General features: G+C 55.5%; 14 protein-coding genes. 8 read left to right on the top strand and 6 right to left on the bottom strand.

Annotated features, from left to right (window positions below):
- Window positions 1–29 precede the first annotated feature (29 nt).
- The gene (gene efp / locus K5Y33_RS15965) at window positions 30–596 is read left to right on the top strand and encodes an elongation factor P (RefSeq protein ID WP_034826669.1); all 567 of its coding nucleotides are present in this window, start codon (window positions 30–32) and stop codon (window positions 594–596) included.
- A 145-nt stretch (window positions 597–741) separates the two neighbouring features.
- Window positions 742–876, top strand: coding sequence for an entericidin A/B family lipoprotein (locus tag K5Y33_RS15960; RefSeq protein WP_007886592.1), 135 nt, complete (start codon window positions 742–744; stop codon window positions 874–876).
- A 39-nt stretch (window positions 877–915) separates the two neighbouring features.
- Here K5Y33_RS15960 and K5Y33_RS15955 read toward each other — a convergent pair whose 3' ends face one another.
- Window positions 916–1,440, bottom strand: a complete 525-nt coding sequence (locus K5Y33_RS15955; protein ID WP_101762294.1) for a lipocalin family protein — start codon at window positions 1,438–1,440, stop codon at window positions 916–918.
- Window positions 1,441–1,576: 136 nt separating this feature from the next.
- On the opposite strand from K5Y33_RS15955, the gene epmA reads away from it, so the two are divergent.
- Complete coding sequence (gene epmA, locus K5Y33_RS15950; RefSeq protein ID WP_101762293.1) at window positions 1,577–2,554, top strand: elongation factor P--(R)-beta-lysine ligase; 978 nt, start codon at window positions 1,577–1,579, stop codon at window positions 2,552–2,554.
- Window positions 2,555–2,577: 23 nt separating this feature from the next.
- Here epmA and degS read toward each other — a convergent pair whose 3' ends face one another.
- From degS to zapG, 3 genes are all read right to left on the bottom strand, one after another.
- Entirely contained in the window at window positions 2,578–3,657 is a 1,080-nt protein-coding gene (gene degS / locus K5Y33_RS15945) for an outer membrane-stress sensor serine endopeptidase DegS (RefSeq protein ID WP_110868088.1), read from the bottom strand.
- Window positions 3,658–3,743: 86 nt separating this feature from the next.
- The gene (degQ, locus tag K5Y33_RS15940) at window positions 3,744–5,114 is read right to left on the bottom strand and encodes a serine endoprotease DegQ (protein WP_101762291.1); all 1,371 of its coding nucleotides are present in this window, start codon (window positions 5,112–5,114) and stop codon (window positions 3,744–3,746) included.
- 104 nt (window positions 5,115–5,218) lie between these two features.
- Complete coding sequence (zapG, locus tag K5Y33_RS15935; RefSeq protein ID WP_064737767.1) at window positions 5,219–5,623, bottom strand: Z-ring associated protein ZapG; 405 nt, start codon at window positions 5,621–5,623, stop codon at window positions 5,219–5,221.
- A gap of 190 nt (window positions 5,624–5,813) precedes the next feature.
- On the opposite strand from zapG, the gene zapE reads away from it, so the two are divergent.
- From zapE to sspB, 5 genes are all read left to right on the top strand, one after another.
- Window positions 5,814–6,941, top strand: coding sequence for a cell division protein ZapE (gene zapE / locus K5Y33_RS15930; RefSeq protein ID WP_192412560.1), 1,128 nt, complete (start codon window positions 5,814–5,816; stop codon window positions 6,939–6,941).
- Between the two features lie 238 nt (window positions 6,942–7,179).
- Window positions 7,180–7,608 (top strand): 50S ribosomal protein L13, encoded by a 429-nt coding sequence (gene rplM / locus K5Y33_RS15925; RefSeq protein ID WP_007886599.1) that lies wholly within the window; start codon window positions 7,180–7,182, stop codon window positions 7,606–7,608.
- Between the two features lie 15 nt (window positions 7,609–7,623).
- Window positions 7,624–8,016, top strand: coding sequence for a 30S ribosomal protein S9 (gene rpsI / locus K5Y33_RS15920; RefSeq protein WP_007886600.1), 393 nt, complete (start codon window positions 7,624–7,626; stop codon window positions 8,014–8,016).
- A 329-nt stretch (window positions 8,017–8,345) separates the two neighbouring features.
- Complete coding sequence (gene sspA / locus K5Y33_RS15915; RefSeq protein ID WP_008104394.1) at window positions 8,346–8,987, top strand: stringent starvation protein SspA; 642 nt, start codon at window positions 8,346–8,348, stop codon at window positions 8,985–8,987.
- A 3-nt stretch (window positions 8,988–8,990) separates the two neighbouring features.
- Window positions 8,991–9,479 (top strand): ClpXP protease specificity-enhancing factor, encoded by a 489-nt coding sequence (gene sspB, locus K5Y33_RS15910; protein ID WP_064737765.1) that lies wholly within the window; start codon window positions 8,991–8,993, stop codon window positions 9,477–9,479.
- A gap of 53 nt (window positions 9,480–9,532) precedes the next feature.
- On the opposite strand, the gene K5Y33_RS15905 is transcribed toward sspB, so the two are convergent.
- Entirely contained in the window at window positions 9,533–11,287 is a 1,755-nt protein-coding gene (locus tag K5Y33_RS15905; protein WP_101762289.1) for a sulfite reductase subunit alpha, read from the bottom strand.
- 129 nt (window positions 11,288–11,416) lie between these two features.
- On the bottom strand, window positions 11,417–16,948 hold the full coding sequence (locus tag K5Y33_RS15900; protein WP_222234495.1) for a glutamate synthase-related protein: 5,532 nt from the start codon (window positions 16,946–16,948) through the stop codon (window positions 11,417–11,419).
- Window positions 16,949–17,214 lie beyond the last annotated feature (266 nt).

Genomic DNA, 17,214 nt, shown 5'->3' with positions numbered 1-17,214 from the left:
TACCAGTTCAATATTTACAGAGGGCCTTTATGGCGACTTATCTTAGCAACGATTTCCGTCCCGGTCTTAAAATCATGTTCGAAGGCGAGCCATATGCCATCGAAGCCAGTGAGTTCGTTAAGCCGGGTAAAGGCCAGGCATTTGCGCGCGTTAAAATGCGTCGTCTGCTGACCGGTTCTCGCGTTGAGAAGACCTTCAAATCTACTGACTCTGCCGAAGGCGCAGACGTTCGTGATATGACGCTGCAATACTCTTACAACGACGGCGACTTCTACTACTTCATGCACCCGGAATCTTTCGAGCAGTATCAGATCGAATCTAAAGTGCTGGATGACGTGACCAAGTGGCTGCAGGACAATGCGGATTGTATCGTTACCCTGTGGAACGATAAAGCGATCGCTGTTCAGCCACCGAACTTCATCGAAGCGGAAGTTATTGAAACCGATCCAGGCCTGAAGGGTGATACCGCAGGTACCGGCGGTAAGCCCGCTACGCTGTCGACTGGCGCAGTAATCAAAGTGCCATTGTTCGTGCAGATTGGCGAAGTGGTAAAAGTAGATACCCGCTCTGGCGAATACGTTTCTCGCGTAAAATAATCGTCAAATCAGGCGCATCATTGATGCGCCTTTTTTCTCACTGTGTGTTTCCCTTCTCTTTTTTCATCCGTCCAATCCGCAGTTTTACAGATCAAGACTATGCTTTAAGAGCTGTACTTTTACTGCAACCAAAAAGGATATGGCTATGTTAAAGAAAAGTATTGTCGCGATTTTTTCCGTGCTGGTGCTCTCATCCGTTCTGACCGCTTGTAACACCACGCGTGGTGTTGGCGAAGACGTTTCGGCGGGCGGCAAGGCAATCCAGCGCAGCGCACAGTAAGATAGTCCGGTGCGAAAGCGACTTTCGCACCGGTCCTCTCTATTTCTGCTCCACCCAAATCAGCTCATCCACCGGGAATCCGGCACTTCTGGCCTGTTCAACCAGGCGTTGCTTAACATTTTCATCCAGCTGCGGCGTACGTGACAGAATCCACAAGTAGCTACGATTCGGCCCGCACACCAGCGCATAGCGATAGTCAGGATCCAGTGCAATCACGTTGTAGCCGCCATAGAACGGGCCAAAGAACGACACTTTCAGCGCGGCGCGCTGTTTATCGCCGGTGAAGTAGGCTTTGCCAACGCTCTCTTGCCAGCGCTGTTTCTGCTGATTGTAGCCGCGATTGATCACCTTCAAACCGCCATCCTCGCGCGGACTATAATTAGCGGTAACCTGTTGTAATCCGCGCTCAAAGCGGTGATCGAGGCGGGCGATTTCATACCATTGGCCGAGATAGCGCTGACTGTCGAAACCCTCTACTACCGTGACACCTTTAGGCGGCGCGGTTGAGCAGGCAACGGAGAGAAAAGCGCTCAGGCTGGCAAGCAGGGTTTTCCATGGGGACATTGTGGGATTCCTCTACGATTTTAATGGGTTAAGTATAGCTGCCCGCTAGCAAATTGCCGCCTGCGCCCGCTGCCGTTGTTTGCCATCGGCATTGCGGGTAGACTTCCACCCCTTATCTGTATGAGGAGTCATCAACATGAGCGAAACGGCAAGCTGGCAGCCGAGCGCACCCATTGCCAATTTGTTGAAACGCGCCGCTATCATGGCGGAAATACGTCGTTTCTTTGCCGATCGCGGCGTGCTGGAGGTCGATACCCCGGCGATGAGCCAGGCGACCATCACTGACATCCATCTGGTGCCGTTCCAGACGCGTTTTGTTGGGCCAGGCGCAGCCGAAGGGCGCGATCTGTGGCTGATGACCAGTCCGGAATATCACATGAAGCGCCTGCTGGCGGCCGGAAGTGGTCCGATTTACCAGATGGGTCGCAGCTTCCGTAATGAGGAGGCCGGGCGTCACCACAATCCCGAGTTCACCATGCTGGAGTGGTATCGTCCGCACTACGACATGTACCGCCTCATGAATGAGGTGGACGATTTGATGCAGCAGGTGCTGGAGTGCGACAGCGCGGAATCCCTATCGTATCAGCAGGCGTTTATCCGCCATCTGGAAGTCGATCCGTTATCGGCTGATAAAGCGCAGCTACGCGAAGTGGCGGAGAAGCTGGGCGAGGGCGAGTTGGCCAATCGTGAAGAAGACCGCGATACGCTGCTGCAACTGCTGTTTATGCTGGGCGTTGAGCCGAAGATTGGTAACGATAAGCCGTGCTTCGTCTACCATTTCCCGGCGACGCAGGCCGCGCTGGCGGAGATCAGTACGGAAGATCACCGCGTCGCCGAGCGATTTGAGGTCTATTACAAAGGGATTGAGCTGGCGAACGGTTTCCGTGAATTAACCGATAGCCGCGAGCAGCGTCAGCGCTTTGAGCAGGACAATCGTCGTCGAGCCGCGCGTGGCCTGCCGCAACATCCTATCGATACCTATCTGCTGGACGCGCTGGCGCACGGTATGCCTGCCTGTTCTGGCGTGGCGTTGGGCGTGGATCGTTTGATCATGCTGGCGCTGAAAGCCAGCTCGCTAAGCGAAGTGATCGCCTTCCCGGTCGATCGCAGCTAAATCATCAGGGCGCGCAAGCGCCCTTATGGCGTGGTGGTGGCGGGCGCGGTCACTTCCGGGAATTCCTGAATCGTCACCGGCAAGGTCATTTTCTTTTCATTACGCAAGATCTGCACGTCAATCACCGAGCCCGGACGAATTTCTGCCACCTGATCCATGGTTTCCTGCGCCGAGAGCGCCGGTTTACCATTCACTTCCAGCAGCACGTCATTGGCCTGAATGCCGGCGCTATCGGCGGGGCCGCCAGGCGTGACGTCGCTAACGATAATGCCCTGCACGCGATCAAGATTACTTCCCTGGCCGTGCAGCGGCGGCAGTTCGCGCCCGGTGATGCCGATGTAGCCGCGAATCACCCGACCATCACGAATCAGCTTATCCATGATTTTGCTCGCCAGCGCGGTGGGAATGGCGAAACCAATCCCTTCCGGCGTTTCGCCATCGCTGCTTTTATCAAACGTCAGGGTGTTAATGCCCATCAGTTCACCCAGCGAGTTAATCAATGCGCCGCCCGAGTTGCCCTGATTGATCGAGGCATCGGTCTGCAGGAAGTTTTGTCGTCCGGATGAGCTCAGACCCACGCGTCCGGTGGCGCTGATAATGCCTTGCGTCACGGTTTGGCCGAGGTTGTATGGGTTGCCGATCGCCATGACGACGTCGCCGATGTGCGCGATACGTTTGGCGTTGATGGGGATAACCGGCAAGTTGGAGGCGCTGATTTTCAGCACCGCTAAATCGGTCATGGCATCGGAACCCACTAAGGTGGCTTCGAAGAAGCGTCCATCCTGCAGCGCGACGATGATTTGGTCGGCGTTATTAATCACGTGTTTGTTAGTGAGGATGTAGCCTTTGCCGTTCATGATGACGCCGGAACCCAGCGTCGTGATGCCGCGATTATTGTTGCCGTGGGCGCTGCGGTTATAGACGTTAACGACCGCGGGCACGGCACGTCGCACACCCTGATTAAAACTAACGGGTGCTTCATCGTCGCTGTTGTCTTGATCAAAGGTGACGTTGCTGCCCATACGCAGCGCAGGGATCGCGACGAGCAGTAAGCCAGCCACGATCAGGCCCATCACCACAGAACGCAAAAGTTTAAGAAACATGGTGTTATTTCAAGCCAGGTGAGATCGCAGGGCAGAATAGCATGAGAAAGGCGGACAAACACCTGCTTGTCCGCCTGTTGCGAGGATTATCGCAGAAGCAGGTAAATCGTCTCTTCGCCGCGCACCACGTTCAGTGCCAGCACCGGCGGTTTGCCTTCCAGCACTTTGCGCATTTCGGCAATAGAAGCGACGCGATTGCGGTTTACGCCGATGATCACATCATCTTTCTGCAAACCGACTTGCTCCGCTGGCGTGCCTTTTTCAATGGCATCGACTTTCACGCCTTTATCACCGGTTTTGGTCGCGCCGTCGCTCAGCGTTGCGCCTTGCAGTGCAGGCGACATCAGCTGCGCGCTGGCGGTGGTTTGCGCGCTCTGTTCCAACGTGACGGTGACGTTGACCGGTTTGCCTTCACGCAGCAGGCCGATTTTCACATCCTGGCCCGGCGGCGTGGTGCCGACTTTCACACGCAGCTCAGCAAAGCTGGTGATTGGCTTATCATTGATGGAGGTGATGATATCGCCGGCTTTGATGCCCGCTTTCTCGGCGGCTGACTTCGGCAGCACTTCCGAAACAAAGGCGCCGCGCTGCGCATCAACGTTAAACGCTTTGGCGATATCGGCGGTCATTTCCGTACCTTTGATACCAAGCTGACCGCGCTTCACTTCGCCGAACTGAATCAGCTGCTGCGCCAGGTTCATCGCCATATTGGCGGGAATGGCGAAGCCAATGCCGATGTTGCCGCCGCTTGACGCCAGAATCGCGGTGTTGATACCAATCAACTCACCATTCAGGTTCACCAGCGCACCACCGGAGTTACCGCGGTTAATCGCGGCATCGGTCTGAATGAAGTTTTCCAGTCCTTCCAGATTCAGGCCGCTACGACCGAGCGCAGAGATGATGCCCGACGTGGCGGTTTGACCCAGACCAAACGGATTACCGATGGCCACGGCAAAATCACCCACTTTCAGCGAATCAGAGTCGGCGATTTTCACCTGTGTCAGATTTTTCGCGCCTTCAACCTGGATCAATGCGATGTCGGTTTGTTCATCGTGACCAATTAACTTAGCGTCATATTCGTTGCCGTCACCCAGCTGCACGCTGATTTTATCGGCGTTGCTGACCACATGGTTATTGGTGAGGATATAGCCTTTAGCGGCATCAATGATCACGCCAGAACCCAGACCTTCAAAAGGCTGCGGCTGCGATTGTCCCGGTGCCTGACCAAAAAAGCGTTTCAGTGGTTCAGGAATATCCTGCGCCTGCTGACCGCTGTCGGTACCTTCAACACGCACGCTCACTACTGCGGGCAGAACTTTTTCCAGCATCGGTGCCAGGCTTGGCAATGCTTGTCCCTGAATCTGGGCGGGAAGAGTTGCCAGCGCACTCGGCGCCGCAGCCAAACTCATCCCGATACCTAAGGCTAATGCGCTTAACAGACGTGCTTGTTTTTTCATTGCTACAACGCTCTCGCTGCGAAAGGGATAAAAGAAGTGTGACAGTAGTTTGTGGTTTGTGTTCGAAAACAAAAAGGGCACAGCTAAGCTGTGCCCCAAAAGGATTAATTACGCGGAGCGCGGTCGCTGCCACGTAACAGGCCGGATGCGCCTTCAGAGTAATCACGCGGCATCTGCACCGGCGCCTGATCGTTATCCGCTTCGGCTTCCGTTAACTGGTAGGCAAACGGATTTTTCTCGCCGGGCAGATTTGGCAGCAGGTCGTTAGACCCTTTCGCCATGTGCTGATACAGCTGGCGATAATCATGCGCCATATTGTCCAGCAGCTCGGCGCTGCGGGCGAAGTGGTTGGTGAGCTCCTCGCGGTAATCCGCCAGCTCAGCCTTCGATTTTTCCAGTTCATACTGCATGCTACGCTGCTCACGCAGCTTCTTGTTGCCAAAACGCATGACGACTGCGCCGACAATAATGCCAATCACTAAACCAATCAGCCCGTATTCCCAGGTCATAATGACTCCCGTGTAATTTCCGTTGTTTCGTAGGGCATTGCTTCTGTTGCAACATCAACTTCAATAGCAGCCACTATACCCAATAATCTATTGGAAGTGGAACTATCGGGCTGCATCGCTTAGTGTAGAGCGGCCTAATTTTCGTCAACCGACCCGTGAATCGGACTTTTTCAGGGATTCTGTGAGAACCATGCAAACCTCATCTCCGCTTGCACGCTACGAGCAGGCGCTGTCGCAGGGCGAATTTCGCCCGGATGACGTACAACGAGAAGCGATTACCCGCTTAGATACCATCCAGCAAGGATTGATTGCCCGCCAGCAACAGGTTGAACCGGCTGCCAAAGGTCTGTTTGGACGCTTGTCTAAGATAATGAATAAAGAGAAAAGCACCCGCGAAGCGCCAGTGCGCGGCCTGTATATGTGGGGCGGTGTGGGACGCGGTAAAACCTGGGTGATGGATCTGTTTTTTCAGTCAATTCCTGGTGATCGTAAGCTGCGCCTGCATTTCCACCGCTTTATGCTACGTGTCCATCAGGAACTGACGCAGCTGCAAGGCCACAGCGATCCGCTGCTGATTGTCGCCGATCGCTTTAAAGCGGAAACTGACATTCTCTGTTTCGATGAGTTTTTTGTCTCGGATATCACCGACGCCATGCTGCTCGGCACGCTGATGGAAGCGCTGTTTGCGCGCGGCATCTCGCTGGTAGCCACCTCGAACATTCCGCCGGATGAGCTCTATCGCAACGGCCTGCAGCGCCCGCGTTTCCTACCTGCCATCGAACAAATCAAGCGTCATTGTGAAGTGATGAATGTGGACGCGGGTATCGATTACCGCTTGCGCACACTAACGTCGGCGCATTTGTGGAACTTCCCGCTCAACGAGGCCACGCATAGCGAAATGGAGCGCATGTTCCGCGCGCTGTCCGGCAAAGCGCGTGAAGACGCGCCGGTGCTGGAAATTAACCATCGCCAGATGCCCACGCTGGGCGTGCATGAAGGCGTGCTGGCGATCAATTTCCTGACGCTGTGCGGCGAAGGGCGCAGTCAGCACGACTATATTGAGCTCTCGCGCCGTTTTCACAGCGTCTTGCTGTATGATGTGCCGGTGATGATTTATAAGACCGAAGATCAGGCGCGCCGCTTCCTTGCGTTGGTCGATGAGTTCTACGAACGCCACGTGAAACTGGTTGTCGCGGCTGAAACATCACTGTTTGAAATTTATCAGGGCACACGCTTGAAGTTTGAGTATCAGCGCTGCTTGTCGCGTTTGCAGGAGATGCAGAGCGAAGAGTATTTGCGTCTGCCGCATCTGCCCTGATGACGTGGCATAAATCGTAGGTTTTAGATGCAAAAAGGTTCGATCTTTGAGTTCGACTTCTCTATAATCTTGCGACCCCACGTTACAGCATCGGTTTTCTTTCCCAAGAACTCGATGTGATCCGGTAACTCACTTGAAGGGGTGGCTTGCTGGGCAAAATGGTCGTGTGAGCCTCAATCGTTTACTTAGCGTTTGGGATTTCACCAACGTGTAACTTTTTATTTGGGTAAGCTTTTCAATGAAAACTTTTACAGCTAAACCAGAAACCGTACAGCGTGACTGGTATGTTGTTGACGCAACGGGCAAAACCTTGGGTCGCCTGGCGACTGAACTGGCGCGCCGTCTGCGTGGTAAGCACAAAGCGGAATACACTCCGCACGTTGATACCGGTGATTACATCATCGTTCTGAACGCAGAAAAAGTTGCTGTAACCGGCAACAAGCGTACTGACAAGATTTACTATCACCACACTGGCCACATCGGTGGTATCAAGCAAGCGACCTTTGCAGAGATGATCGAGCGCCGTCCTGAGCGTGTGATTGAAATCGCGGTTAAAGGCATGCTGCCGAAAGGCCCACTGGGTCGTGCTATGTACCGTAAACTGAAAGTTTACGCAGGCAACGAGCACAACCACGCGGCGCAGCAACCGCAAGTTCTTGACATTTAATCGGGATTATAGGCAATGGCTGAAACTCAAAACTACGGCACTGGTCGCCGCAAAAGCTCTGCCGCTCGCGTCTTCATCAAGCCGGGTAGCGGTAACATCGTAATTAACCAGCGCTCTTTGGAGCAGTACTTCGGTCGCGAGACTGCACGTATGGTCGTGCGTCAGCCGCTGGAGCTGGTTGATATGGTTGGTAAATTTGACCTGTACATCACTGTTAAAGGTGGTGGTATTTCTGGTCAGGCTGGTGCGATCCGTCACGGTATCACACGCGCTCTGATGGAGTACGACGAGTCTCTGCGTTCTGAACTGCGTAAAGCGGGCTTCGTTACCCGTGATGCGCGTGAAGTTGAACGTAAGAAAGTCGGCCTGCGTAAAGCACGTCGTCGTCCGCAGTTCTCCAAGCGTTAATTGTTTGCTGCTCCGGCAGCGGCAGTTGGCTCAAAAAACCCGCTTCGGCGGGTTTTTTATTGCCTGCATTAATGATTTTTTCCCACGAAAAACGCGAGCTTTACCCGCATTTTGCCCGCAAATCATCACGCCCGCCCCACAAGCTGCTTAAAATCTGGTAAACTCACTGTCACTTTGCGCCTGCAAGACGCAGCGTTGTGCATGTCGTCCCTGTCCGGAAGACCGGTCGATGCTCCTGACGCTGACGGTAGGCGAATCTGATGAGCCGGTGAGTCGCCGCGTGGTTGGCTATTCGCAGTATCTTTTTGTGAACAAACTTGGAGGTTTTCATGGCTGTCGCTGCCAACAAACGTTCGGTAATGACGCTGTTTTCTGGTCCGACTGACATTTTCAGCCATCAGGTACGTATTGTACTGGCTGAGAAGGGCGTCAGCGTGGAGATCGAGCAGGTTGAAACGGATAACCTGCCGCAGGATCTGATTGACCTCAACCCGTATCGCACCGTACCGACGCTGGTCGACCGTGAACTGACGCTGTATGAATCACGCATCATCATGGAATACCTCGATGAGCGTTTCCCGCATCCACCGCTGATGCCGGTTTACCCGGTAGCGCGCGGTGAAAGCCGTCTGATGATGCACCGCATTGAGCAGGATTGGTACAGCCTGATGCGCACCATCGAAACCGCCAACGGTGCCGAAGCCGATGCAGCGCGCAAGCAACTGCGCGAAGAGCTGCTGGCGATTGCACCACTGTTCGCACGCACACCGTTCTTCATGAGCGAAGAGTTCAGCCTGGTGGATTGCTATCTGGCGCCGCTGCTGTGGCGTCTGCCGCAGATGGGCGTTGACCTGTCTGGCGCCGGTTCTAAAGAGCTGAAAGGCTATATGACGCGTGTGTTTGAACGTGACTCTTTCCTTGCGTCACTGACGGAAGCAGAACGTGAAATGCGCCTGCAAGCTCGGGGCTAATGTATGGAAATGTCGCAACTAACGGCGCGTCGTCCTTACCTGTTGCGGGCGTTCTACGACTGGTTGCTGGATAACCAGTTGACGCCGCATTTGGTGGTCGACATCAATCTGCCTGGTGTGCAGGTGCCGCTGGAATATGCGCGTGATGGACAGATTGTTCTGAACATCGCGCCGCGTGCGGTAGGCAATCTTGACCTCGCCAATGATGAAGTGCGTTTCAACGCGCGTTTCGGTGGCGTACCGCGTCAGGTTTCTGTGCCGATGGCTGCAGTTCTGGCGATTTATGCCCGTGAAAACGGCGCTGGCACCATGTTCGAGCCGGAACCGGCTTATGAGCTGGCGACGGACGAGCAGGAAGGGAGCGGTCAGGAAGAGACAATGATGTCTGTGATTGATGGCGATCGTCCGGATGATGCGACTGACGACGATCATTCGCCAGATGATGAGCCGCCGCCGCGTGGCGGACGACCTTCACTCCGTGTGGTGAAGTAAAACGTGCAATAAAAAACGGGCCGATTGGCCCGTTTTTTTTATGCCTGCGCGTCTTAGTAGACGTCGCGCAGGTAGCGTTTATCTTTCTTCAGCTGATCAACGTAAGCTGCCGCGCGCTCGCTGGACAAACCACCGAACTGACGAACCACTTCATACAGCGCCGCATCAACGTCTTTTGCCATGCGAGATGCGTCGCCACACACGTAGAAGTAAGCGCCATCCTGCAGCCAGGCGTACAGCTCAGCGCCTTTCTCCAGCATGCGGTTCTGCACGTAAATCTTCTCTTCCTGATCGCGCGAGAAGGCCAGATCCAGATTAGTCAGCAGACCTTTCTCCTGCCATGCCTGCAACTCTTCTTCGTAGATGTAATCGTGTGCCTGATGCTGGTCACCGAAGAACAGCCAGTTTTTACCTTCTGCGCCCGTTGCCTGACGTTCCTGCAGGAAGGCGCGGAACGGTGCGATACCGGTGCCTGGCCCAACCATGATCAGCGGCGCATTGCCGTTTGACGGTACACGGAACGCTTTATTTGGTGAGATGAAGATCGCCGGCTTTTCGCCGCGACGTACACGTTCAGCCAGATAAGTTGAGCACACGCCTTTACGCTCGCGGCCGCTGCTGTGATAGCGCACGGAAGCAATGGTCAGATGTACCTGATTTGGGTGGGCTTTCGAGCTCGACGAGATGGAGTAAGCGCGATGCTGTAACGGACGCAGCATGGCAACGAATTCCGGCACCGACAGGCTGCGCGTCAGCTCGAGCTGCAGCAGATCCAGCGTGTCTTTGCCCCACAGCCAAACGGCAAGGGTATCTTTATCGTCGTGCTGCAGGACGTGACGCAGTTCCTGGTTGGTGGTGTGCTGGCCAACCCACTCAATCAGTTTGCGTGATGGCTCGGAAATTTCGAACTGATAAGTCAGCAGATCGCCGAGGTTGCGATCAAAGCTGGGAACTGGCGTTTCGTAATCTGCTTTGAGCTGAGTCAGCAGCAGTGAAACCAGTGCTGCGTCGTTCACCGGGATCACACCCAGCGCATCGCCCGCTTCATATTTCAAACCGCTGTCGGTGAGATCAAACTCGAAGTGACGAATATCTTTCGCCGACTCTTCTGCCGAAAGACGCTTGTTAGTCACCAACGCAGCCGCATATGGGTTTTGCTTATTGCTGCCCGGAATGACCGGCGCTTCTGGCGCGCTTTCTAATGCTGTACCGCTGCTGCCTGCACTGGCGGCGAATTGCGGCATCGCCGTACCAATCCACGCGCTGGATGGCTCTTCGAAGTCGATATCGCAGTCGATACGATCGGCGACGCGTTTTGCACCGAGCTGCTCAAGACGCATATCGATGAATTTACCTGCCTGGCAGAAACCGTCGTAGCCGGTGTCGCCAATCGCCAATACCGCAAAGTGCATCTGCTCCAGACGCGGCGCGGTGCTGGCTGAAATCGCGTTCCAGAACAGCTGGGCGTTGTCCGGCATTTCGCCTTCGCCGTAGGTCGAGGTGACGATCAGCACGTGACGCATGGTAGCGAACACATCCAGATCCACTTCGCCCAGCGCTTGAACCACCGGCACCAAACCTTTGGCGCGTGCGGCTTTAGCGGCCGTTTGCGACAGCGCTTCAGCGTTGCCGGTCTGTGAACCGAACAGGATGTGCAACTGCGTATTGGTGCTGGCACCTGCAGCCGGTGCGCTCTGCTTGTCTTCTAATACCAGCAGGCGCGAATGGAGGCCAGCGAGGAAGCCCGCCAGCCAGTATTTCTGCTCACCGTTAAACGGTGCATCTTCAGGAATGTAAGGAATTTTCATCGGTAAGGCTCAATCCTGTTCAAAATTTTATCCCTGTCATACTTCAGGTTGCAGATGCGTTTGCCGCCTTTCTGCACCATGAAGTATTGAGGGAGAGGTCAAAATTACACTTGTTCATTGGCGCTGTAATCAGGAAAGTTTCCCGACCGCAGCAGCGATTTCTGGCAAGGCAGCACGCGCAAACAGCTCTTCAAAATCAGGTAGATGACCAAGCACTTCACGGTTGCAGGCATCCTGATAGATGATCCAGCCGTAAGTCGCCAGGCTGTCCATCGAGCGAATGTTGCGCTGCGTTAATGCCGCTTTGTAATCTGACATTCGTTTCGCGGCGATCAGGCTTGCCAGCTCGTCATCGCTGTAACTCTCAATCGCCGAGCGTGCATGACGTTGCAGCTTGCTGATGAGCGTGAAATCTTCGGTCATCAGAAGATTACGTACCGCTTTTTCTACTGCTGGATCTTCCACCGCCGTGCCTTTCGGCAGCTTGCCCAGCGCCAGCTGCTGCGCGAGGCTGAGAACGGTGTAATTGTTCAGCAGAACAAACATCTCCAGCGTATCGGTCGCGCCATAAGCCGGAACTGCGCCGTTGGCAATGGTTTTACCGTCACGCCACGCTGATTTGAACTTCGCAACCTGATGCGCAGCCAGCGAGGTTGACAGCTCTTCAAGCAGGTCTTTACGTGATTTGGCTTTCAGGATCTCGGTGCCATCCTGATACAGCAGCAGTGAACGCGGCATCACATAAACAAAGTGGTGGCACTCGGTTTCCCAGTTATCCAGCAGCCAGGCCGCGCGTGGCGATTGGGTTGCTTCCAGATGCCAGTTCAGCATGGTCAGCACCGCTTGTTTGTGCACCTGCGCCATTTCATCTTCATCGGCGATAGAGCCAAACAGCACCGAATCACCTGCTGCGTGGGCTGCCAGCGATCCATACGGATCGTACTGGTAAGCGAAACCGCCGCTCATGCCGTTGCCAAAGCCTTTACCAAAGGTGCCAAGGTTGAGGATGGCGCCGTTGGTCATGTATTCGCAGCAGAAGTCACCAACGCCTTCCACTACCGCGGTTGCGCCGGAGTTACGCACGGCGAAGCGGTCACCCGCCTGGCCCTGAACGAACAGACGGCCGCCGGTGGCGCCAAACAGCGCAAAGTTACCGATCAACACGTTGCCATCGCTATCCTGTGCGCCGCCGCCTGGTGACATCACCACCAACTCGCCGCCGCACTGGCCTTTGCCGACACCGTCGTTACAGGTGCCGTAATGCTTCATCTGCATGCCGTCGTTGCAGAACGCGCCGAACGACTGGCCGGCAGAACCGCTGGTGTTAATCAGCACGGTGGCTGGCGCCAGATAGTGACGACCGCGATCGTCTTTCAGCACCGCTGGCAATGCAGCCAGCTGCTCTTTCGAGAGTTCATGGTTCAGCATGCGTTCGATATCGATCGCCAGTTGACCACCGACGCTTTTGTTACGGTTGTTCAGCGTGATGCCCGCGCCCAGCGCGATTTCACAGCTTGACGCGCCAACCAGCTGCGTTTTCAGCTCGCTGACCCAGCCATCATCCAGCTCAAAGTCTTTTTCCAGATACACCGGCTTGGCAATTTTCTGCTCTGGCACCACGGTTAACATCGCACGCAGATCCAGTTTGCCAACTTCCAGCGGATGATCCATCAAGTGCAGCAGATCCGAACGGCCACGCGCTTCACGCAGAGAACGCAGACCGAGGCGGGCGAGGAACTCACGCACTTCCTGCGCCACGTTGATGAAGTACTGCGCCAGCTGACGCGGATCACCATCAAAGGCTTCGGCGTTGGTGGTTAAACCGGCCGGGCATTTGACGTTACAGTTTTTCGCCATCACGCATTTCAGCATCATCAGCGCGGTGGTGCCGAACTCGAAGCTATCGCCGCCGAGCAGGGCAGATTTGATCACATCGCTGCCGGTTTGCTGCGCGCCGGAGCAGCGCAGCTGCACTTTGTCGCGCAGGCCGTTGGCACACAGCGCCTGATGCACTTCAGCGATGCCGATTTCCGCGACGCGGCCGGTATATTTCAGGCTGGTAACGGACGCTGCGCCGGTGCCGCCGGTGTTACCCGCGACGTTAATGACATCCGCGCCGGCTTTCGCCACGCCGACGGCGATGGTGCCGATACCTTCAGATGAAACCAGTTTGACGATGACGCGCACGCGCGCGGCTTTACAGTCGTGGATCAGCTGCGCCAAATCCTCGATGGAGTAAGTGTCGTGGTGCGGCGGCGGTGAAACCAGCTCAACGCCCGGCGTACCGCCACGCGCTGCGGCAATCTCAACGGTCACTTTTGGTGCCGGCAGCTGGCCGCCTTCACCGGGCTTCGCGCCCTGACCGATTTTGATCTCCAGCTCTTCCAGCATTGGATCAGCAAGATAAGCCGCCCACACGCCGAAACGCCCGGATGCCAACTGCTTGATACGTGACGCGCGGATGGTGCCGTGACGTGAATAGTGCTCGCCACCTTCACCACAGTTACTCATGCCGCCAACCATGTTAGTACCGTGCGCGACAGCTTCGTGCGCCGGCGCAACCAACGCACCGTGGCTCATCGCACCGGAAGCAAAGGTACGCGTGATTTCGTGGGCTGGCTGAATCTCTTCCAGCGGCAGCGATGGCAGCGCGGTGAAGATCAGCGACAGATAATCGGCTGCTTTGCCGTAAGCGGTGATGTGCAGCACGCCATCCGCTACGTTGCTGCTTTCAATATCGTCGGTGAAACGGGTTTTCAGTGCCCGTGCCAGCGCTTCCAGGCGCTCGCTTTCTGGTTTCAGGCCAGCAATTGCATCGATCAGACGCAGCTCGAACTGGTTCAGGCTGCCGTTCACTGCTTCACATTTCAGGCCACGCGTAGCGAAGCCGTTGTTCACCAGCGAGTAGCGGCCCAGTTTGCGGCCGAATTCGGCTTCGCTGTCCACGTGGGTCAAATCGCACGGCAGCGCGAGGATGTCACGTAGCGCCGCAGGACGGCGTTTACGCTCGGCATGCATCAGGCTGGAGAACTGACGATAATCTGGCGTGATGGCAAAGCTGTCGATCACCTCATTTGGGATGCGCTCGAAGCTGCTGTCTTTAAAGGCTTCCGCTTTGATGTTGAACGCATTATCCAGTTTGGCCAGCGTCATCAAACGAATAAAGTTGTCCTCTTCGCGCTCTTTGTTAGCAAAGCGAATCGGTTGTTCCGTCATATCAATGAAGGTACGCACCGCAATGGTGCCGTATGAGTGGCCCGCGCCTTCAGCACGCTCTTTGAACAGGCCGAGCAACGGCACTTCCGCCTCGCCCTGAATTTTTAAGGCGCTTTGATGCCAGTCTACTGCCATCTGGGCGATCGCCGGGAAGCCCGCACCGCCAACCGGCGTTTTGATATTCGGGAAATACTTTTTCAATACCGGATCGTCGGTATTCAGGAAGTTCGGCTCGAAGAACTCGCCGCAGCTGTAGCTCTCAACGGTACACAGGCCGACTTTACCCATGGTTTTCATCAGCGCTTTTTCGGCTGCTTTGGCATAGCGTTTAAAGGCTTTATTGCCTTCTTCGCCTTCACCGAATTTCTCTTCCGCACGCATCTGCACGCCGAGTGGGTAAACGGCAGAAGCACCGAAGCCCAGCGTCGCCGCGATATGGTGTGAAGAGATGCTTTGACCACTTTCGACCACCAGCGAAACATCCAGACGCAGACCTTCCTGCACCAGACGTTGGTTGATCGCCGACACCATCAGCAGCATCGGGATCGCTGCGTGAGTTGAAGAGATATGACGATCGGTGATCACCGCGATGCCGCCTTGCTGGCGTGCGAAATCGACAACCTGCTGGGCTAAGTCATCAATGGCTTTTTCCAGCGCGTTGGCGTTGGCCGCACGGCTGACGATATCTTTGCCGACCACCGGCTCATACAGCATCTCGAAACGCGCATAAGGAGCGACGGTTTGCTCGCGCAGGCGCAGCATGTCGAGGTGCGTCAGGATTGGCGTCGGAACAATGATTTGCTGACCTTTGCTGCGGCCGAGATGCGGCTTCGCACCCAGCGCAACACGCAGCGTCATGCCGTCCGCTTCACGAATGGAGTCGAGCGGCGGGTTGGTAACCTGGGCAAATCGTTGTGAGAAGTAGTGCGCCATGCCGCCTTCGTGGTCAGACAGGCCGTTGATGGCGTTGCCGTAACCCATGGCTGAGATCTTCTCAGCGCCGGTTTGCAGCATCGGATCCATCATGAATTTGAAGCTTTCCTGGTTGTAGTAGTAGGCGACAAAACGTTGATAGGTTTTGAGGTCACCACGATAACGCAGCGGCGAGCCGAGCTGCTCTGCCTGAATTTCTGGCAGGTCAGCCAGATCGATACGCGCTTTGCTCAGCAGTGACAGGTAATCTTTTTCAGCTGCCAGTTTTTCCAGCGCTTCAACCGTGGTGTAAGAGCGTTTCTCTTTGTGATCGTAATAGAGCATGCCGCCCGCTTCGATACGGCCACGACGCAGCACGCTTTCCGGTGGGAAGGCGATCTGGCCCGCTTCAGACATCGCACCGATGTACTCCGCGGTTTCAACGGAACGCAGCGGACGCAGACCGAGGCGGTCAAGTCGCGCGCCGATCACTTCACCGTTACCGAAGATCAGCGCAGCTGGGCCATCGTTCTTCTCTTCATATAAAGAGAAGTACTCGAGCATGGCGCGCACTTCGTTCGAGAGCGAGGTATCGTTCTCCCACGCTGGCGGCATCATCGAAACCACGGCGTTGATCAGGTCGAGGTTATCTTCCATCAAACGGCTGTGGATGCTCTGGTCGAGACGCGAACTGTCGGACTGACCTTTTGGACGCACGATTTTTTTACCGCGCGCCAGCATCAGTGCCGCTTCGGCAATGCGGTTCTTACGATCGGTGTTCAGCTCGCCGTTGTGCGCCATTAAGCGGAACGGCTGCGCCATGGTGGTATGCGGATCGGTGTTGGTCGAGAAACGGGTGTGGAAGAACAGCCCGCGCACCTGATGATCGGCATCGGTCAAATCTTTGAAGTAAGGAATTACTTCGTTGGAGTTCAGACGCGCTTTAAATACCTGCGTGCGCGAAGAGAGCGACAGCGGATAGAGGCCGCCGAATTCGCTTTCGGTAAAGGCGCGCGCTTCGATATCCAGCAGCGCGCGATAAATCTGGCGCTCGAATTCGAGTTGTTCAGTCACTTCCTGCGGCGCGGCAAAAATCCACTGCACAATCGGCAGCTGGAATTGCAGGGCGGCCGGGCGCGTCACGCTGCCGTCCAGCGGCATATCGCGTTTCACTAATACCGGGAAGTTATGCGCCGCCAGCGTTTCTTCAACCAGACGCTCAGCGTTTGCACGCAGCTCTGCGTCTTTTGGTACAAAGAAGTTACCGACGCCAAAACGGCCGGCTTCCAGCGCCAGACCGGTGACCTTGCGGAAGAAGTTCAGGGAGAGATCGACGTTCACACCCGCGCCATCGCCCACGCCTTCGGCAGACATGCCGCCTCGGTGCGGAACCGTGCACAGCGCGCTATGGGCCATCCGCAGAATCTCATGAGTCTGCTCGCCGTCCTTACGGGTAATGAAACCTACACCACAGCTGTCACTGCCAGCTGATGGGTCATACAAACCATAGGGATTCGGTTTTTGCGTGGACATTGAGAGTCTCCTTAAACTTCTTTTGACATTACCTGCATTATTTCGTGTACCGCAGCGTGACAATGTAAGCCAGCGCGGCGGTATCAATTCTTGTGCCGCTCAGTAAAGAGCAGGCGTCGCAGCACCGAGCAAGGGCTCTCAAGACACTGTTGTCACGTCCTTAATGAGCTGCTCTTTTTATTCCGGTCTCTTTCGGGAGATAGCTTGCATCCAGAGGGAGGCTTCTTGCTGCATAGATATGCCGAGACACAGGCCCACCAGGAAAG

The sequence above is a fragment of the Pantoea sp. DY-17 genome, from assembly GCF_019795975.1.
In the GTDB taxonomy this organism is placed as follows: domain Bacteria; phylum Pseudomonadota; class Gammaproteobacteria; order Enterobacterales; family Enterobacteriaceae; genus Pantoea; species Pantoea leporis.
This window is presented reverse-complemented; position numbering and strand designations above follow the sequence as displayed.

Excerpts from the sequence above, each read along its gene's own strand:
- efp (WP_034826669.1), top strand. The coding sequence starts at position 30 with ATGGCGACTTATCTTAGCAACGATTTCCGTCCCGGTCTTAAAATCATG.
- K5Y33_RS15960 (WP_007886592.1), top strand. The coding sequence starts at position 742 with ATGTTAAAGAAAAGTATTGTCGCGATTTTTTCCGTGCTGGTGCTCTCA.
- K5Y33_RS15955 (WP_101762294.1), bottom strand. The coding sequence starts at position 1,440 with ATGTCCCCATGGAAAACCCTGCTTGCCAGCCTGAGCGCTTTTCTCTCC.
- epmA (WP_101762293.1), top strand. The coding sequence starts at position 1,577 with ATGAGCGAAACGGCAAGCTGGCAGCCGAGCGCACCCATTGCCAATTTG.
- degS (WP_110868088.1), bottom strand. The coding sequence starts at position 3,657 with ATGTTTCTTAAACTTTTGCGTTCTGTGGTGATGGGCCTGATCGTGGCT.
- degQ (WP_101762291.1), bottom strand. The coding sequence starts at position 5,114 with ATGAAAAAACAAGCACGTCTGTTAAGCGCATTAGCCTTAGGTATCGGG.
- zapG (WP_064737767.1), bottom strand. The coding sequence starts at position 5,623 with ATGACCTGGGAATACGGGCTGATTGGTTTAGTGATTGGCATTATTGTC.
- zapE (WP_192412560.1), top strand. The coding sequence starts at position 5,814 with ATGCAAACCTCATCTCCGCTTGCACGCTACGAGCAGGCGCTGTCGCAG.
- rplM (WP_007886599.1), top strand. The coding sequence starts at position 7,180 with ATGAAAACTTTTACAGCTAAACCAGAAACCGTACAGCGTGACTGGTAT.
- rpsI (WP_007886600.1), top strand. The coding sequence starts at position 7,624 with ATGGCTGAAACTCAAAACTACGGCACTGGTCGCCGCAAAAGCTCTGCC.
- sspA (WP_008104394.1), top strand. The coding sequence starts at position 8,346 with ATGGCTGTCGCTGCCAACAAACGTTCGGTAATGACGCTGTTTTCTGGT.
- sspB (WP_064737765.1), top strand. The coding sequence starts at position 8,991 with ATGGAAATGTCGCAACTAACGGCGCGTCGTCCTTACCTGTTGCGGGCG.
- K5Y33_RS15905 (WP_101762289.1), bottom strand. The coding sequence starts at position 11,287 with ATGAAAATTCCTTACATTCCTGAAGATGCACCGTTTAACGGTGAGCAG.
- K5Y33_RS15900 (WP_222234495.1), bottom strand. The coding sequence starts at position 16,948 with ATGTCCACGCAAAAACCGAATCCCTATGGTTTGTATGACCCATCAGCT.